This is a genomic window from Pseudomonas sp. CFBP2511 (assembly GCF_030209255.1).
GTDB classification, from domain to species: Bacteria; Pseudomonadota; Gammaproteobacteria; order Pseudomonadales; family Pseudomonadaceae; genus Aquipseudomonas; species Aquipseudomonas avellanae.
In genome coordinates this window covers 88,063-105,791 of the sequence record NZ_JARVSI010000022.1, presented here as the reverse complement: position 1 = coordinate 105,791, position 17,729 = coordinate 88,063, and the positions used below count along the sequence as shown (strand labels likewise).

The window sequence follows — 17,729 nt, the reverse complement described above, 5'->3', positions numbered from 1 at the left end:
GAACGGGGCGAGGCCTTGAAAGGGGTATGGCTGGTGGCGTGAATGTTACCTATCAGATGCATGCCTCCCCGGGCGGCTCGATCCCCAAATGGTTGGCCAATCAGATGGTGGTAGATACGCCCTATGGAACGCTCAAGGCCTTGCGAAGCTATTTGCAAGATGCCCGCTGACGTTAGCAACTGACTTTGGCGTGGTTTGCTTGGAGACTGGCGCGAATCGCTAGGGAGCTGACGCCGCCCACTGCGTACTGTGGAGCACAGAAGGCGAACCAAACCCCAAAGCGCCATGCACATCAAATTCTCGAGCCAAGGATTTTAGACATGAATACGAAAGTTGCTCTCGTCACAGGCGCATCGTCCGGCATCGGCGAAGCCACCGCCCTCAAGTTGAAGGCCCTTGGCTACACAGTTTACGCCGCAGCGCGCCGCGTAGACCGGATGCGTGCCCTGGCGGGCGCTGGCATCAACATCTTGGCTATGGACGTGACGGATGACGCCTCGATGCAGGCGGGCCTCCAGGAAATCATCGACAAGTCCGGCCGTATCGACGTCCTGATCAACAACGCCGGTTATGGCTCCTACGGTGCCGTAGAGGACGTACCCTTCGATGAGGCCCGCGCACAGTTCGACGTCAACGTGTTCGGTGCCGTGCGCCTTATTCAGTTGGCCTTGCCGCACATGCGCAAGCGGCGCTCGGGAACCATCGTTAACATCACCTCGATGGGCGGCAAGGTCCATACGCCGCTGGGCGCCTGGTACCACGGCACTAAGTTTGCGCTCGAGGCGATCAGCGACTGCCTGCGCCTGGAGGTGCAGCCTCTCGGCATCGACGTGGTGGTCATTGAACCGGGCGGCATCAATACCGAGTGGGCCGGAATTGCTGCGGACAAGCTGCGCGAGACTTCTAGCGAGGGCGCTTATGCCGGACAGGCCAATGCCTTGTTCAAGACGATGGTGAGCGAAGCCAACCGCAAGCGCATGTCACCGCCTGATTTGATCGCGGATACGATCGGCAAGGCACTCAGCGCCCGCCGTCCAAAAACGCGCTATGCCGTCGGCTTCGGTGCCAAACCCATGATCTTTCTACGCCGCATGCTCTCCGACCGGGCCTTCGACAGTTTCATTCGCATGGCTACGGGGATTCCGCGTAAAGGCGTTTAAAAACGATTCTTGATGAGCAGTTCCCGGGCATCGGGAACGGGTTGCCGTTGGAAACCGGAGGCTCGCCTGCCTCCACGCAGTTCCGGTCCTCGCTGCATCGAGAGGACAAGTTATCTCGATGCTCCTGCGGCGAAAGCACCGATTGCACTGTCTGACCTCGATGTTTCGGAGGAGCGCGAGCAATGAACAAGATCATGCTATTTCTGCTCGTCGTAATACTGACGGCGTGCGGCAAATCCCAACCGAGCGAGACGGTGGAGTCTCTCGCAGGCAATCCCGAACGGTTGAAGGAACTGCGCGAGCAGTGAAAAACAGATCGCGCCAAGCTGGGCGACGAACTCTGTAGCCGCGTAGCCGAGGCAACAAATAGGCGCTTTTTCGGCGGTGGCAAGATGTCCTACAACCCGTCAAAGGGATTCCCAAAGTTCTGATCGTTGGCACTTCAACACGAAGTGCAGATTTTCTGCACGCTATGCCGCAACGCGCCTGCGTTTGCAGTGCATTCCATTGAGTTGCCCTTGCGCGAATTCTTGCTTTTTTCTCGATATTTCTTCCGATAACGGTCTTTGACCGCCTCTTGACCTAGCCCGAATCTCTCGGCTACGGCACGTCCTTGTGCCGCATGTCGTTCAGGAGAAATCGGAGGCCGGGATGCAAGTTCAAGGTGTTCTGCTCGGGCAGGTCGGTGTCGTCTTCGGCATAGTTATCACCGGTGTGTGGGTCGCCACACAATGGACAGCCGCCGCCCTGGGCTATCAGGTACGCCTGGGTTCGCCCTGGTTCGATGTTCTGGGCACGCCGGTCTATCACCCCTGGCGCTTGTTCGAGTGGTGGTTCTTCTTCGACGCCTACGCACCGCGTGTCTTCGACACCGGCGGCATCATCGCGGGCGGCAGCGGCCTAGTAGCCGTGGTGGTCGCCATCGCCATGTCGGTGTGGCGCTCACGCCAATCAAGACTGGTCACGACCTACGGCTCCGCACGTTGGGCCGATGCCACCGACATTCGCAAGGCCGGCCTCACTGGCTCCGCAGGCATCTTCCTTGGACGGCATGAGCGTCAGTATCTGCGCCATGAAGGCCCGGAACACGTCCTGACCTTCGCACCCACGCGGTCCGGCAAAGGTGTGGGCCTGGTAGTGCCTACCTTGCTGTCATGGCCCGCGTCCACTGTGATCCACGACATCAAGGGCGAGAACTGGGCCGTCACTGCGGGTTGGCGTTCGCGCTTTTCACACTGTCTGCTGTTCAACCCCACCGACGCCAAGTCGGTCGCGTACAACCCGCTACTGGAAGTGCGGCGCGGTGCGTACGAAGTACGCGACGTTCAGAACATCGCTGACATTCTGGTCGATCCAGAAGGCGCGCTGGAGAAGCGCAATCACTGGGAGAAGACCTCGCACGCGCTGCTGGTCGGGGCCATCCTGCATGTGCTCTACGCGGGCGAAGACAAGACGCTGCGCGGCGTCGCCAACTTTCTCTCCGATCCGGGGTGCCCGTTCGAGCTGACGCTGCATCGGATGATGACGACGCGCCATCTCGATGACGCGCCGCATCCTGTTGTCGCATCCGCCGCGCGTGAAGTGCTCAACAAGTCGGACAACGAGCGGTCGGGCGTGCTCTCCACCGCGATGAGCTTCTTGGGCTTGTACCGCGACCCCACGGTGGCCGAGGTCACGTCACGCTGCGACTGGCGCATCGCCGACCTGATCGCGTCCGAATCACCAGTGTCGCTATATCTGGTGGTGCCGCCCTCGGACATCAGCCGCACCAAACCGCTGATCCGGCTCATCCTGAACCAGATCGGGCGGCGGCTCACTGAATCGCTCGACGGCAGCGATGGCATCGAACGCCGCCACAAGCTGCTGCTGATGCTCGATGAGTTTCCGGCGCTGGGCCGGCTCGACTTTTTCGAGACGGCGCTTGCCTTCATGGCCGGCTATGGCATCCGCAGTTTCCTCATCGCGCAGTCGCTCAATCAGATCGACAAAGCCTATGGTCAGAACCATTCGATTCTGGACAACTGCCACGTCCGGGTGACGTTCGCCACCAACGACGAACGCACCGCCAAGCGCATTTCCGAAACGCTGGGCACCGCCACCGAGCTGCGTGCGCAGCGTAACTACGCCGGCCACCGGCTCGCGCCGTGGCTTGGGCATCTCATGGTGTCGCGGCAGGAGACGGCCCGGCCGCTGCTGACTCCGGGCGAAGTGATGCAACTCCCGCCCGATGAATCCGTAGTAATGGTGTCCAGCGTCGCGCCGATCAAGGCGAAGAAGCTGCGCTACTACGCCGATGCCAATTTCAAGCAGCGCGTGCTGCCGCCGCCCGCGCTCGCGGTCGGGCAGTACGCCGACGTGCCTCCGGCCCGCGCCGACGACTGGAGCGGCCTGGCGATTCCGGCCGTGCCCGCGGCATCAGCCACAGCCTCCGCCGATGAGCTGAGCGGCTCCGATGGCGGCGGCCCGCGCCGCCAGCCCGAACTCTCCGAAGCCGTCGCCTACGACCCCGAGTTGGATGCGCCCGATGACCTGGCACTGCTCGATGACGACGACCCGCCGCTGCCGCTCCCAGGCCAGCTTGACCCGGCCATGCAGCGCACGGCGCGGCTGGCCTCCCTCGACCCCAACGACGGAATCGACCTATGAGCCAATACCGCCTCAATCTGTTCATCCAACACGAGCACGCCAAGCGGCTAGAAGAACTGGCCGCCAAGAAAGGCGTCTCGAAATCCAGCATCGTCGCGGCGGCGCTTGCGTCTTGGCTGTCACCGGACGCGGGCGACCAGCGCGAAGCCGCCATTGCCAAGCGCCTCGATCGCCTGTCGCGGCAGGCCGAACGCCTGGAGCGCGACCAGAACATCCAGATCGAAACGCTGGCGCTGTTCATCCGCTACTTCCTAACCGTCAGCACGCCGGTGCCCGAGGCGCATCAGGACGCGGCCCGTGCCCACGGCAAGGCGCGTTTCGAGCAGTTCATCAAACAGCTCGGCAGGCACCTGCTGCGCGGCCGCAGTCTGGTGCGCGACGTGGTGGAAGAACTGCACCCGGACACCGCGCGCATGGATGACGCGGCGGCGCTGGCCGAAGCCCATGAACGTGCCGCGGAGCGTGCCTCATGAGCGCCGTTCCACAGATTCCACCCGAACCACGCTCGTCGGCCAGCACTTCACAGGATCGCCGCATCCAGATGCTGCGTACGGCAATGGGGCCGTTGATCGCCGCCGCGCTGGAAGACCCGGACGTGGTGGAAATCATGCTCAACCCTGATCGCACCCTCTGGGTGGATCGGCTGTCGTCGGGCCGTGCGCCGTTGGGCGTCGAACTGCTCGAAGCCGACGGCGAACGCATCATCCGGCTTGTTGCCGCGCACGTCGGCGCGGAGGTACATCGTGGCCAACCGCTCTTGACCGCCGAGTTGCCCGAGACGGGCGAGCGTTTCGAGGGCATCTTGCCGCCCGCCGCACCGGGGCCAGCCTTCGCGCTGCGCAAGCGGGCCGTGAGCATCATCGGCCTGGATCGCTATGTGGCCGACGGCATCCTGACCGCCGGCCAGGCGGACTTCCTGCGCCGCGCCGTGCGCGAGCGCCAGAACATCCTGATCGCCGGCGGCACCAGTACCGGCAAGACCACGCTCGCCAATGCGTTGCTCGCGGAAATCGCGGCCACAGGCGACCGCGTGCTGGTGCTCGAAGACACCATCGAGCTGCAATGCGCCGCTCGTGACCATGTGCCGCTGCGCACGCGCGCGGGCGTGGTGTCGATGCAGGAGCTGGTGCGCGCCACGATGCGTCTGCGCCCTGATCGCGTGATCGTCGGCGAGGTGCGCGGCGGCGAGGCGCTTGATCTCATCAAGGTGTGGGGCACCGGCCACCCCGGCGGCATCGCCACGATTCACGCCGGTTCCGCCTTGGGCGCGCTGCTGCGCCTGGAGCAACTGATTCTCGAAGTGGCGGTGAATCCGCCGCGCGCATTGATCGCCGAGGCCATCAACATCGTCATCCACATCGCCGAGCGTGGCCGCAAGCGCCACGTCGAAAGCATCGCACGCGTCGTCGGTTTCGACGGCGCGGGCTATCGCATGGCGGATGCGCTGGAAACGCCGTTTCCCGAGCTGCCGCCAGTTTCTTCCCCGTCCCCTGAACCCTCTGGAGAACTGCCATGACGCAGATGCACATTCATGCTTTCCGCATTTCCGTAAATCCGGCTTCGGCCTTCGCACGCCTGCGGCACCTGGCCGCGCCGGCGCAGCACGGCCTGCTGCTGGCCGCGGTCATGCTGGTGACGGCTGGCACCGCGCAGGCCGCCGGTTCCTCGATGCCCTGGGAAGGGCCACTGACCTCCATCCTCGAATCCATCCAGGGGCCGGTGGCACGCATCGTCGCGGTCATCATCATCATTTCCACCGGCCTGGCGCTGGCCTTCGGCGATACCAGCGGCGGCTTCCGCAAGCTGATCCAGATCGTGTTCGGCCTGTCCATTGCATTCGCGGCGTCCTCGTTCTTCCTGTCGTTCTTCTCGTTCTCCGGCGGGGCCGTCGTATGAGTGCCCCGGACGCCTTCGCGGCAGGCTTCGAGGTGCCGCTGCATCGCTCACTGACCGAGCCGATCCTGCTGGGCGGTGCGCCGCGCACCGTGGCGATCGCCAACGGCACGCTGGCCGCCGCCGTCGGGCTGGGCCTGCAACTGTGGATTCCCGGTGCGGTGCTCTGGATCGTCGGCCATTCGCTGGCGGTCTGGGGCGCGCGCGTCGATCCGCAGTTCATGCAGGTCTTCGCCCGGCACATCAAGCACAAACCGCTGCTGGACGTGTAGGGGGACGCCGCCATGCTGAACCTTGCCGAATACCGCCAGCGCCCGGCCTTGCTCGCCGACTGGCTTCCGTGGGCGGGGCTGATCGCGCCGGGCGTCGTCTTGAACAAGGACGGCAGTTTCCAGCGCACGGCGCGCTTTCGCGGGCCTGATCTGGACAGCGCGACGCAGGGCGAACTGATCGCCACGTCGGCGCGGCTCAACAACGCGCTGCGCCGATTGGGTTCGGGCTGGGCGCTGTTCATCGAAGCCGAGCGCCGACCGGCGGCGGACTACCCACACTCCGACTTTCCCGAACCGCTGTCCTGGCTCGTGGACGAGGAACGCCGCGCCGCCTTCGAGGAATCGGGGCATCACTTCGAGAGCGGCTATCACCTGACGCTGGCTTACCTGCCGCCGGAGGAATCCCGCGCCCGCGCGGCCAAGCTGCTCTATGAGAACTCGCCGGGCGACGGCGTGGACTGGCGCGGCCGGCTCGATGCCTTCGTGGCGGAAACCGATCGTGTCTTCGACTTGCTCGATGGCGTGATGCCGGAGATCGCCTGGCTCGATGACGCCGAGACGCTAACCTACCTGCACGCCACGGTGTCCACGCGGCGCTATCCGCTGGCGGTGCCCGAAGTGCCGTTCCATATCGACGCGCTGCTGGCCGACTCCGCGCTGGTCGGCGGCCTGGCACCGATGCTGGGCGACCAGCACCTGCGCGTGGTGTCGGTGCGGGGCTTTCCGACCTCGACTTGGCCGGGCCTGCTGGACGACCTCAACCGCCTGGGCTTCGCCTACCGCTGGAGTACGCGCTTTCTCTGCCTCGATAAAGCCGAAGCGGAAAAGGAGCTGGGCCGCCTGCGCCGCCAATGGTTCGCCAAGCGCAAGAACGTGGTGGCGTTGCTGCGCGAAACCATCTTCCAGCAGGAAAGCCCGCTGGTTGATACCGACGCAAGCAACAAGGCGGCCGACGCGGATGCCGCCATGCAGGAGCTGGGTGGCGATCAGGTGGCCTTCGGCCACTTCACTGCAACGGTGACGGTGCTTGATGCCGACCCGGCCGCGGCCGACGAAAAGCTGCGCATGGTTGAGCGCGTCATCCAGGGGCGCGGGTTCGTCACCATTCCCGAAACGCTCAACGCCGTGGATGCGTGGCTGTCGTCCATTCCGGGCAACGCCTATGCGAACGTGCGCCAGCCCATCATCTCGACGCTGAACCTGGCGCACATGATGCCTCTGTCGGCGGTGTGGGCCGGGCCGGAGAAGAACGACCACCTCGACAGCCCGCCGCTGATCGTCACCCGCACCGATGGCGCCACGCCGTTCCGGCTGGTGACGCACATCGGCGACGTGGGGCACACGCTGGTCGCCGGGCCAACCGGCATGGGAAAGTCGGTGTTGCTTGCCATTCTGGTGCAGCAATTCCGCCGCTATCGCGGCTCGCGCGTGTTCGCCTTCGATATGGGCCGCTCGATGCGCGCCACCATCCTGGGCCTGGGCGGCGAGCACTACGACTTGGGTGCCGATGGCGGCATTGCCTTCCAGCCACTCGCGCAGATCGACCGGGAAAGCTATCGCTCCTGGGCGGGGGAATGGGTGGAAGGCCGTCTGCTGCATGAGGGCGTGACGATCGGCCCGGACGAGAAGGCGGTCATCTGGTCGGCGCTGGGCAGCTTGGCTGGGGTGCCTGTTGACCAGCGCACGCTCACCGGGCTTTCGGTGCTGCTGCAATCGAACGCGCTACGGCAGGCACTCGCGCCCTACGTGCTCGGCGGCGCGCACGGCAAGCTGCTGGACGCGGACACCGATCGTCTCGGCTTCGGTGACGTGCAGGGCTTCGAGATGGAAGAACTGATGCACAGCCCCGCCGCCGTGCAAGCGGTGCTGCGCTACCTGTTCGCCCGCTTCGATGAACGGTTCGACGGTGCGCCCACGCTGCTGATTCTGGATGAGGCGTGGTTGTTCCTCGATGAGCCGTCTTTCGCCGCGCGCATTCGCCAATGGTTGAAGACGCTGCGCAAGAAAAACGTGTCCGTGATCTTCGCCACGCAGAGTCTGGCGGACATCAAGGAATCGAGCATTGCGCCCGCAATCATCGAGAGCTGCCCGAGTCGGATTTTCTTACCCAACCCGCAGGCGACCGAACCGCAGATTCGCACAATCTACGAGGGCTTCGGCCTCAACAGCCGGCAAATCGAGATCGTCGCCACCGCCCAGCCCAAGCGCGACTACTACTACCAATCGCGCCTGGGAAATCGCCTGTTCGACCTCGATCTGGGGCCGGCCGCGCTCGCCTTCGCGGGCGCTTCCACACCACAAGACCAACGCGACATTGACCGCGTACTGACGCAGGCCGGCGCTCCCGGCTTCGCCGGCGCGTGGCTGCGCCATCGCGGCCTCGACTGGGCCGCCGACCTGCTGCCGTCCTCGCCGGCGGCGGCTTCGTTCCTCGCTTCTCAACCGCTGGAGGTTTCGCCATGAAGACCCGTGCTCTTTCTGTATCCCTGGCCACCGTGCTGTCGGTGACGCTGCTGACCGCGCAGCCCGCATCGGCGCTCACGTTCATCGACCCCGCCAACCTTGTGCAGAACACGCTGACAGCAATCCGCACGATGGAGCAGATCAACAACCAGATCAATCAACTGCAAAACGAGGCGCAGATGTTGATAAACCAGGCCCGCAATCTGGCGAGCCTCGATTTCAACATCGTCAACCGCCTGCGCTCCACGCTCGCCACCACCGAACGCCTGATCGCCGAGGCGCAGGGACTGGCCTACGACGTGCAGAGCATGGATGCCACGTTTGCCCGTCTGTACCCGGAGCAGTACGCCGCGACCATCAGCGGCGACCGCATGGCGCAAGACGCCCGCGAGCGCTGGAAGAACACGCTCGATGGTTTGCATACCGCGATGCGGATGCAAGCGCAGGTGTCGCAGAACCTGGCCCAAGACGAAAGCGCGCTGGCCGACCTCGTGAGCCAGAGCCAGTCGGCCACCGGCGCCTTGCAGGCGCAGCAGGCGACCAACCAGCTTCTGGCCTTGCAGGCCAAGCAGTCGATCCAGTCCCAGCAGCTCCAGATCACGCAAGACCGGGCGGCCTCGCTGGAACTGGCGCGGCAGGCGGCGGCCACCGAGCGCGCCCGCGAAGTGCGGCGGCGCTTCCTTGGTAGCGGCACGCCGTACACGCCGCAGTCCGTCAATTTCTACAACAACTGACGGAGGCGGCCATGCGATGCGCTCTCGTCTTGTCGGTTTCGCTGCTGGCCGTGCTGCTGACCGCGTGCGGCCAGCAGTCGGCCGAGAACCTGGCCGACGCCTTGACCGCCGATCCCTTGCGGCTCAAGGCGTTGCGTGCGCAGTGCGCGGACAACCGGCAGGCCGTGGGCGAAGACGACTGCCGCGCCGCCGCCGAAGCCTTCCGGCGGCGCTTCTTCTCCGGCAAGGCCGGGCCGGACGAGTACCGGACGCTGGGCGAGCTGCCGCCGATTCCGGCGAGCTTCGATGAACCCCTTGGAGAGGACGCGCCATGAACGACGTGACCATCATTGACCGCTTCCTCGATACGTTCTCGCGCTACATCGACTCCGGTTTCGGGCTGCTGCAAGGTGAAGTGGCGTTCCTGACGGCCACGCTGATCGTCATCGACATGACCATCGCCGGCTTGTATTGGGCCATGAGCCACGCCACCGGCCAGGGCGAGGACGTGATCGCCAAGCTGCTGCGCAAGGTGCTCTACGTCGGTGCCTTCGCCTACATCATCGGCAACTTCAACTGGCTGGCCGGCATCGTCTTCCGCTCGTTCGCCGGGCTGGGCCTGACGGCCACCGGCTCGACCATGACGATGGAGAACTTCCTGCAACCGGGGCGGCTGGCCAAGACCGGCATCGACGCCGGTGCGCCGATCCTCGACCAGATCGGCGACATGGCGGGCTTCCCCGAAGTGTTCGTAAACATCGACCCCATCGTGGTGATGTTCCTTGCCTGGCTCACCGTCATCTTGTGTTTCTTCGTGCTGGCGATCCAGCTATTCATCACACTGATCGAGTTCAAGCTGACCACGCTGGCCGGCTTCGTCCTGGTGCCGTTCGCGCTTTGGAACAAGACCTCGTTCCTCGCCGAAAAGGTGCTCGGCAACGTGGTGTCGTCGGGCATCAAGGTCTTGGTGCTGGCCGTCATCGTCGGCATCGGCTCGGGCCTGTTCGCGGAGTTCCAGATGCATCCCGACGAACCCTCCATCGACCATGCGCTGGTCGTGATGCTGGCCTCTCTCGCCTTACTGGCACTCGGCATCTTCGGCCCAGGCATCGCTACCGGCCTGGTGTCCGGTGCGCCGCAGCTCGGCGCAGGCGCGATGGCCGGTGCCGCGGTCGGTGCCGCCGGCACGGCCGTTGCCATCGGCGCCGCTGCGACCGGCGTCGGCGGCGCCGTGGCGGCCGGAGCACGCATGGCGCCAGCCGCCGCCAAGCTGGCCGGCGCCGGTGCCCGTGCCGCCACCTCAGCGGCCGGCAGCGCCAAGTCGGCATTCCAAGCGGGTGCCGCCGCTGCGGGCGGCAGCGCCAAGGGCGCGATCGCCGGCTTGGGCAATGTCGCCAAGACCGGCGCGCAGGCTGCCGGGCGCAGCGCCGCATCAGGGGCTTCCGGCGCTGCGCACAAGATGACCGGCTCTTTCCGCGCTGGATGGAACGGCACAGAGGCCGGTGGCGGCGCTGCGCCCGGTGCGGCTGGCTCCGGCCAGGCGGCCGCAGGCGAAGCCGCAGACAGCGCTGCCAGCTCGCAGAAGCAAGAGCAGCCCGCATGGGCCAAGCGGATGCACCGCCGCCAGCAGATCACCCATGCCGCGACCACTGCTGCACACACGTTGCGCGGTGGCGACGGTGGCGGCTCCGGGCAAGGCCCGAGCCTGCGTGGCTCCGACGACTAAAGCGATTCACAAGGAGAACTGACCATGCGATTCAAGCGACCGCAGGTGCGCTATGCAGATACGCCGCAGCCTGCCACTCCGTATCAAGCCGCCGCCCAGGTATGGGACGAGCGTATCGGCTCGGCCCGCGTGCAGGCGAAGAATTGGCGGCTGATGGCCTTCGGCTGCCTGGTGCTGGCTTTACTGATGGCCGGCGGCCTGGTGTGGCGCTCGGCGCAGTCCATCGTGACGCCCTACGTCATCGAAGTCGATCAGTCCGGCCAGGTGCGTACCGTGGGTGAGGCCGCCACGCCGTACCGACCCGCCGATGCGCAGATCGCGCATCACCTGGCGCGCTTCGTGACGCTGGTGCGCTCGCTGTCCATCGACCCCATCGTGGTGCGGCAGAACTGGCTCGACGCCTACGACTACACCACCGATCGCGGCGCGGCCGTGCTCAACGACTACGCGAGCAAGAACGATCCGTTCGCCCGCGTCGGCCGCGAGTCGGTGACGGTGCAGATCACCAGCGTCACGCGCGCCAGCGATGCCTCGTTCAACGTCCGCTGGACGGAACAACGGTTCATCAATGGCGCGCCCGCTGGTACTGAACGCTGGAACGCCGTGCTTTCTACCGTCCTGCAAACCCCGCGCACCGAACAGCGCCTGCGCAAGAACCCGCTGGGGATCTACGTCAACGGCCTGTCGTGGAGCCGCGAACTGGATTCTTCCGAAGGAGCCAAACCATGAACGTGCCTTTCCGCTTTTACGCTTTCGTGCTGATGTTCGCGGCCACCACGTCGTCATTGCTGGGCTGCGCCTCGCAAGGCAAGCCGCCGCCGACCATCTCGCTCGATGAGCCGGTGCAGGCGCAGCCGCTGTCCGAGCCGCCCAAGCCGGTCGAAGTCGTCGCGGTGCCCGAGCCGCTGGCGCTGCCGGCGCAGTTGAAGCCGCTGCCGGAGCTGGACGAGGCAGCGACCGTGCCGGAGCCGGCCGACGAGAAGGTACGCGTCTCGCGCGCCAATGCCGAGGCGCGTATCGCGCCGACCCGCGAGGGCTACGTCAATGCGATCCAAGTGTGGCCGTACAGCGACGGCGCGTTGTATCAGGTCTATGCGGCACCGGGGCGCGTCACCGTGGTTTCGCTCCAGCCCGGCGAGGAACTCGTGACGGTCGCCGCTGGCGATACCGTGCGCTGGATCGTCGGTGACACGTCCAGCGGCAGCGGCGAGGCGCTGCGCGTCAATGTGCTAGTCAAGCCCACCCGCTCGGGCCTGAAAACCAATCTGGTCATCACCACCAGCCGGCGGACGTACCTGCTGGAACTGACCTCGACCGAAAAGGCATGGATGGCCTCGGTGTCATGGGACTACCCGAAAGATCGGATGCTGGCCTTGCAACGCCAGTCGCAGGCCGCACAGACAGCCGCGCCGGTCGATACCGGCCTGGCGCTGGAGAAGATCCGTTTCCGCTACGCGGTGTCAGGGAGCAATCCGCCGTGGAAGCCATTGCGGGCGTTTGACGACGGCGAGAAGGTCTATATCCAGTTCCCGCCGGGTATCGCCCAAGGCGAACTGCCGCCGCTGTTCGTCATCGGCGCGCAGGGTGACGGTCAGCTCGTCAATTACCGTTTCCGTTCGCCGTACTACATCGTGGATCGCCTCTTTGGCGCGGCCGAACTGCGCCTGGGCGGCGATGGCGGCGACGTGGTGCGGATCGAGCGCACTGACGGCGTGGCGCGGAGGAACTGACCATGAGCCAGGACGACACTTCCGACCTCGCCGCGCCGCAGGCAGCAGGCAAGATCGCGCCCGAGGCGGTGGCGCTGCGCGCCCAGCCGCGCCCGGTCACGCGCCTGAACCGGCGCACGCTGGCCATTCTCGCCGGCGGCCTGTCGGTCGCCGTACTCGGCGCGCTGATGTGGTCGCTGCAACCGCAGCGGCGCGGGGCCAACGAGCAGACCGAGCTTTACAACGTCGATCGCGTCTCCAAGTCGGAAGGACTGGACGCGTTGCCGGCGGACTACTCCAAGCTGCCGCCGACCTTGCCGCCCACGGTGCCCGAACTGGGGCCGCCGCTGCCGGGTGATCTTGGCCCGGCAATCGTCAAGTCGCAGCAGCCGGTGACGGCCGCCTATGCGGCTCCTGGCCACGACCCGAACGACGCGCTGCGCAAGGAAGCCGAAGCGGCTGCGGCATCGTCCGTGTTCTTCCGCTCTGGCACGCAGAAGGCCGCGCCGGTGACGCAGTCGCAGGCCGCCGCGCCGAGCTTCGCCGCCAATGCGGCGTTCGACCCGATGGCTGCCGGGCCAGCCTCAACGGCGGCGCAGCCTGCCGACCCGACAGCGGTACAGAACCGGCAAGACCAGAAAGAGGCGTTCCAGAAAGCTGGAACCACGGAAACCCGTAATTCCGGCAACCTGACGCTGCCGGCTTCGCCGTACCAGGTGATGGCCGGGACGGTGATCGCTGGCGCGCTGGTGACGGGCATCAAGTCGGATTTGCCGGGCGATGTGATCGCCACGGTGACGGAGCCGGTCTATGACACGGCTACGGGGCGCTTTCTGCTGATCCCGCAGGGTTCGCGCATCCTGGGCAAATACAACAGCCAGGTCAGCTACGGACAAAGCCGCGTTCAAGTCGTCTGGAACCGGATCATCCTGCCCGACACGTCTTCGCTGACGCTCGACAACCTCGCGGGCTCCGACCCGGCCGGCTATGTCGGGCTGGAAGACGACGTGGACTACCACTGGGGCCGCATCTTCGCCGGCGCGGCGTTGACCACGCTGCTGGGCGTCGGCGCCGAGCTGGCCGCGCCGGAGAACCGCCAGGATGGCGACCGTATCGTCATCGCCGGGCGCGACAGCGCGCAGGACAGCATCAATCAGGTCGGCCAGGAGATGACCCGGCGCAACATGAACATCCAGCCGACGCTGACCGAGCGGCCGGGCCTGCCGGTTCGCATCATCGCCAACCGCGATCTGGTGCTGCGACCCTACCAGCCGTTGTTCTTCAACAAGGGGACTTCACGATGACGACGCGCAAGCTGCGGCTCGGGCCGCTGCCGAAAACCGAATCGACGAAGCTGACCTTTGCCTGCCCGGCCAGCCTGAAAGCCGACCTCGATCACTACGCCGCGCTGCACGCGCAGGCGTATGGCGAGGCCGTCGATGCCGTGACGCTGATCCCGCACATGCTGGAGGCGTTCATGGCTGGGGATCGGGGATTCAGGAAGGGAGGGGCGAGCAAGGCGCCGCCGCCGAAGCCAAGTTGATGATGCGGACGCATCCCTCCACCGCCCGGAAGTCGAAAGCGCAGCCCACCGGCTGCGCTTTCGATTTGAGAGGTCGCTTGCGACAAGCCAGGGCTATCATGACGGTACGACCTTGCCCGCTGTTCCGCCCTTGGGCTTGCTACCGCGAAGCGCCTATGCGGCACCTAGCCTGGAAAGCAGCAAGAGCACTCGATGGCCGAAATCTGGCCTAACCTGTTGCCCCATAAGACCTTTGATGCCGCTGCATGATCTCGCAGAAGACTTGACGGCGGCCATTTTTTATCATTGCGCGCCTTGATCAAGGCAAGGCGCTCATCCACGATCCATTGGCTCAGCGCCCTGAAGTGGTGACTTTCGAGGCCTTGCAGGCGCGTTGGACTGGGCAATTGTTGCTCATCCGTTCTGAAGCTGGCACGCCGGGCGAGTCCTCTAGTTTCGATTTCACCTGGTTCATTCCCGCCATTGTCAAATACCGGAAGTTGTTAGGCGAAGTGATGCTGGTCTCTTTTGTCCTGCAGATTTTCTCGCTGATCACTCCGCTGTTCTTTCAAGTTGTCATGGACAAGGTACTTGTCCACCACGGCCTGACCACCCTCGATGTTATCGCTATCGGCCTTGCCGGGGTCATGCTGTTCGAGTCAGCGTTGTCCGGCCTGCGTACTTACATCTTCGCGCACACGGCCAGCCGAATTGACGTTGAACTGGGCTCCAAACTGTTCCGCCATCTGATTACCTTGCCGCTGTCGTACTTTCAGGCCCGCCGCGTGGGTGATTCAGTGGCGCGGGTGCGTGAGCTGGAAAACATCCGCAACTTCCTGACTGGCAACGCCATTACCTTGCTGCTGGATGTGCTGTTCTCGGTGGTGTTCATTGCTGTGATGTTTTATTACAGCGGCTGGCTGACCTTGATCGTATTGTTGTCGCTACCGTTGTACATTCTGGTGTCAGTGCTCATTACTCCGGTTCTGCGCAAACGCCTTAACGACAGCTTTGCCCGAGGCGCTGAGAACCAAGCGTTTCTGGTCGAAACGGTTAACGGCATCGACACCCTCAAATCCATGGCGGTGGAGCCCCAAGCCATACGCAAGTGGGATAACCAGTTGGCGGGTTATGTCGCTGCCGGCTTCAAAACCCAGAACCTGTCGACCATTGCCAACGAAAGTGTCTCTCTTATTGGCAAGCTGGTTACTGTCGCGACGCTATGGTTCGGCGCACGTCTGGTGATTGACGGCCAGCTTTCGGTGGGGCAGTTGATTGCGTTCAACATGCTCGCCGGGCGCGTTGCGCAACCGATTATGCGCCTTGCGCAGCTGTGGACCAACTTCCAGCAGACCGGTGTGTCGGTCCAGCGTCTGGGCGACATCCTCAATACCCGCAACGAACTCTCGCAAGTCAACCGCAGTGCATTGCCGCCGATCAAGGGGCGCATAGAGTTCGATCAGGTGCATTTCCGCTATCGACCGGATGGCTCGGAAATCCTGCGTGGCATCAATCTGGTTATCACGCCAGGCCAGGTCATCGGTGTAGTGGGCCGCTCCGGCTCTGGCAAAAGCACATTGACGCGTCTATTACAGCGCCTCTATGTACCAGAGCGCGGTCGGGTGCTGGTCGACGGCATGGACCTGGCGTTGGCAGACGTGTCTTCCCTGCGCCGCCAGATCGGCGTAGTACTACAGGACAACATGCTGTTCAACCGCAGCATCCGCGAAAACATCGCCTTGAGTGACGCTGGCGCACCTTTGGAAGCCGTGATGCAAATGGCCAAACTGGCAGGCGCCCACGACTTCATCCTTGAGCTGCCGGAAGGCTACGACACAATGGTCGGCGAGCACGGCGCGTCGTTATCCGGTGGTCAGCGCCAACGTATCGCCATTGCCCGCGCCCTGATGGGCAATCCGCGCATCCTGATCTTCGACGAGGCCACCAGTGCGCTGGACTATGAGTCCGAGCGCATTGTTCAGCAGAACATGCAGGCGATTTGCAAAGGGCGCACGGTGATCATCATCGCGCATCGGCTGTCTGCCGTTCGCGACGCCAACCGCATCGTCGTCGTGGATCGCGGGCAAATCGTGGAGCAGGGCACGCATGCCGAGTTGCTGACCCATCAAGCCGGTCATTACTCGCGCCTTCATCGCTTGCAGCAAGGAGGCAGTCATGTCTAACGCCGAATCTACTGGACTGTTGCAGCGCTATCGCCGTGTCTGGCGGCAATCCTGGCGTCAACGTCGCGAAATGGATGCGCCCAAGCGCCTGCCCCACGAAGTGCAGTTTCTGCCCGCTGCGCTGGAGTTGCAGGACAAACCCAGCCACCCCGCACCGCGTATTTTCATATGGGCGATCATGGCGTTCGCGGCACTGGCGCTGCTGTGGGCCTGCCTGGGCAAGATCGATGTAGTCGCCACCGCCAGCGGCAAGATCATCCCCAGCGGCAAGACCAAAACCATTCAGTCCAGTGAAACGGCGGTGGTCAAGGCGATTCATGTGCGTGACGGGCAATCGGTCAAGGTGGGTCAGTTGCTTCTGGAGCTGGACTCCACATCAGCCGATGCCGATGTCGGGCGTGTTCGCAGTGACCTATTGGCTGCACGCGTCGACAGTGCTCGGGCGGCGGCCATGCTCGATGCAATCAACCAGCGCAAACCACCTCGGGATCTGACCGGCACCATCGTCGATGCCGACCCGATGCATGTAATGGCGGCCGAGCGCTGGCTGCAGGGCCAGTATCAGGAATACCGCAGCAGCCTGGACCTGGTCGATGCCGAAATTCAGCAACGTCAGGCCGATATTCAGGCCGCGCGTATTCAAGTCACGAGCCTGCAGAAAACCCTGCCTATCGCCACCAAACTGGCCAGCGACTACGAAAACCTGCTGAAAAAGCAGTACATCGCCCGCCACGCTTATCTGGAAAAGGAACAGGCCCGCCTGGACCTTGAACGCCAACTGAGCGTGCAGCAGGCCAGCGTTCTGCAATCGACAGCCGCTCGCCATGAGGCAGAACGCCGCCGCGAAGGCGTGGTCGCCCAGACCCGCCGCGCCATGCTCGACCTGCTGCAGCAAGCCGATCAGAAGATTGCGTCTTTCAATCAGGACCTGACCAAGGCTCGCTACCAGGAAGACCTCACCACCCTCGAAGCGCCCGTAGACGGCACCGTCCAGCAACTGGCCGTGCACACCGTCGGCGGCGTCGTCACCCCCGCGCAACCGCTGATGGTATTGGTCCCCGACGGCCAGCCGGTGGAAGTAGAAGCTATGCTGGAAAACAAGGACATCGGTTTCGTCCGCGCCGGTCAGCCTGTCACCGTCAAGGTCGAGACCTTCACCTTCACCAAGTACGGCACAATCGAAGGCGAAGTCATCAGCGTCTCCAACGACGCCATCGAAGATGAAAAACACGGGTTGATCTACAGCAGCAAGATCCGCCTTAACAGCGACACGTTGAATGTGAATGGTGTGGACATCAAGTTGTCGCCGGGCATGGCAGTAACGGCGGAAGTGAAGACCAATAAGCGGCGTGTGATCGAGTATTTCCTGAGCCCGTTGCAGCAGCATGCGCAAGAGAGTTTGAGGGAGCGTTAAAGCTGTAGATTCATTTTTAATATTGTTG

General features: G+C 64.2%; 15 protein-coding genes and 3 pseudogenes. All 18 read left to right on the top strand.

The features are described 5' to 3' along the window. Positions 1 to 38 precede the first annotated feature (38 nt). Positions 39 to 170 (top strand): annotated as a pseudogene (locus QRN38_RS28340) (hypothetical protein); the annotation flags it as partial. 150 nt (positions 171 to 320) lie between these two features. Continuing rightward, positions 321 to 1,160 carry an oxidoreductase gene (locus tag QRN38_RS18355; protein WP_057418769.1) on the top strand — a complete coding sequence of 280 codons (840 nt, stop codon included), beginning with the start codon at positions 321 to 323 and terminating at the stop codon, positions 1,158 to 1,160. A 182-nt stretch (positions 1,161 to 1,342) separates the two neighbouring features. Further along, a pseudogene (locus tag QRN38_RS18350) lies at positions 1,343 to 1,591 on the top strand (EexN family lipoprotein). Between the two features lie 220 nt (positions 1,592 to 1,811). After that, on the top strand, positions 1,812 to 3,806 hold the full coding sequence (locus tag QRN38_RS18345; RefSeq protein WP_057418770.1) for a conjugal transfer protein TraG: 1,995 nt from the start codon (positions 1,812 to 1,814) through the stop codon (positions 3,804 to 3,806). Then, complete coding sequence (locus tag QRN38_RS18340; protein ID WP_057418771.1) at positions 3,803 to 4,279, top strand: CopG family transcriptional regulator; 477 nt, start codon at positions 3,803 to 3,805, stop codon at positions 4,277 to 4,279. The genes QRN38_RS18345 and QRN38_RS18340 overlap by 4 nt, the downstream gene beginning before the upstream one ends. Then, the gene (trbB, locus tag QRN38_RS18335; RefSeq protein ID WP_057418772.1) at positions 4,276 to 5,322 is read left to right on the top strand and encodes a P-type conjugative transfer ATPase TrbB; all 1,047 of its coding nucleotides are present in this window, start codon (positions 4,276 to 4,278) and stop codon (positions 5,320 to 5,322) included. The genes QRN38_RS18340 and trbB overlap by 4 nt, the downstream gene beginning before the upstream one ends. Further along, on the top strand, positions 5,319 to 5,702 hold the full coding sequence (locus QRN38_RS18330) for a TrbC/VirB2 family type IV secretion system protein (RefSeq protein ID WP_122247890.1): 384 nt from the start codon (positions 5,319 to 5,321) through the stop codon (positions 5,700 to 5,702). Before trbB ends, QRN38_RS18330 begins: the two co-directional genes overlap by 4 nt. Then, the gene (locus QRN38_RS18325) at positions 5,699 to 5,971 is read left to right on the top strand and encodes a VirB3 family type IV secretion system protein (protein ID WP_057418255.1); all 273 of its coding nucleotides are present in this window, start codon (positions 5,699 to 5,701) and stop codon (positions 5,969 to 5,971) included. The genes QRN38_RS18330 and QRN38_RS18325 overlap by 4 nt, the downstream gene beginning before the upstream one ends. Positions 5,972 to 5,983: 12 nt before the next feature. Continuing rightward, complete coding sequence (gene trbE, locus QRN38_RS18320) at positions 5,984 to 8,434, top strand: conjugal transfer protein TrbE (RefSeq protein WP_057418256.1); 2,451 nt, start codon at positions 5,984 to 5,986, stop codon at positions 8,432 to 8,434. Beyond that, complete coding sequence (trbJ, locus tag QRN38_RS18315; protein WP_057418257.1) at positions 8,431 to 9,168, top strand: P-type conjugative transfer protein TrbJ; 738 nt, start codon at positions 8,431 to 8,433, stop codon at positions 9,166 to 9,168. Before trbE ends, trbJ begins: the two co-directional genes overlap by 4 nt. Before the next feature lie 11 nt (positions 9,169 to 9,179). After that, complete coding sequence (locus tag QRN38_RS18310; protein ID WP_057418258.1) at positions 9,180 to 9,482, top strand: hypothetical protein; 303 nt, start codon at positions 9,180 to 9,182, stop codon at positions 9,480 to 9,482. After that, positions 9,479 to 10,873 (top strand): P-type conjugative transfer protein TrbL, encoded by a 1,395-nt coding sequence (trbL, locus tag QRN38_RS18305; RefSeq protein ID WP_057418259.1) that lies wholly within the window; start codon positions 9,479 to 9,481, stop codon positions 10,871 to 10,873. The genes QRN38_RS18310 and trbL overlap by 4 nt, the downstream gene beginning before the upstream one ends. Before the next feature lie 24 nt (positions 10,874 to 10,897). Further along, positions 10,898 to 11,602, top strand: a complete 705-nt coding sequence (trbF, locus tag QRN38_RS18300) for a conjugal transfer protein TrbF (RefSeq protein ID WP_057418260.1) — start codon at positions 10,898 to 10,900, stop codon at positions 11,600 to 11,602. After that, on the top strand, positions 11,599 to 12,603 hold the full coding sequence (gene trbG, locus QRN38_RS18295) for a P-type conjugative transfer protein TrbG (protein ID WP_057418261.1): 1,005 nt from the start codon (positions 11,599 to 11,601) through the stop codon (positions 12,601 to 12,603). Before trbF ends, trbG begins: the two co-directional genes overlap by 4 nt. A 2-nt stretch (positions 12,604 to 12,605) precedes the next feature. Beyond that, positions 12,606 to 13,886, top strand: a complete 1,281-nt coding sequence (locus QRN38_RS18290) for a TraB/TrbI/VirB10 family type IV secretion system protein (RefSeq protein ID WP_057418262.1) — start codon at positions 12,606 to 12,608, stop codon at positions 13,884 to 13,886. Beyond that, positions 13,883 to 14,125 (top strand): DUF2274 domain-containing protein, encoded by a 243-nt coding sequence (locus QRN38_RS18285; RefSeq protein WP_057418263.1) that lies wholly within the window; start codon positions 13,883 to 13,885, stop codon positions 14,123 to 14,125. Before QRN38_RS18290 ends, QRN38_RS18285 begins: the two co-directional genes overlap by 4 nt. A gap of 275 nt (positions 14,126 to 14,400) precedes the next feature. Then, positions 14,401 to 16,287, top strand: a pseudogene (locus QRN38_RS18280) (type I secretion system permease/ATPase); the annotation flags it as partial. Further along, the gene (locus tag QRN38_RS18275; protein WP_057418264.1) at positions 16,280 to 17,701 is read left to right on the top strand and encodes an HlyD family type I secretion periplasmic adaptor subunit; all 1,422 of its coding nucleotides are present in this window, start codon (positions 16,280 to 16,282) and stop codon (positions 17,699 to 17,701) included. The pseudogene QRN38_RS18280 and the gene QRN38_RS18275, both read left to right, overlap by 8 nt. The last annotated feature ends 28 nt before the right edge of the window (positions 17,702 to 17,729 follow it).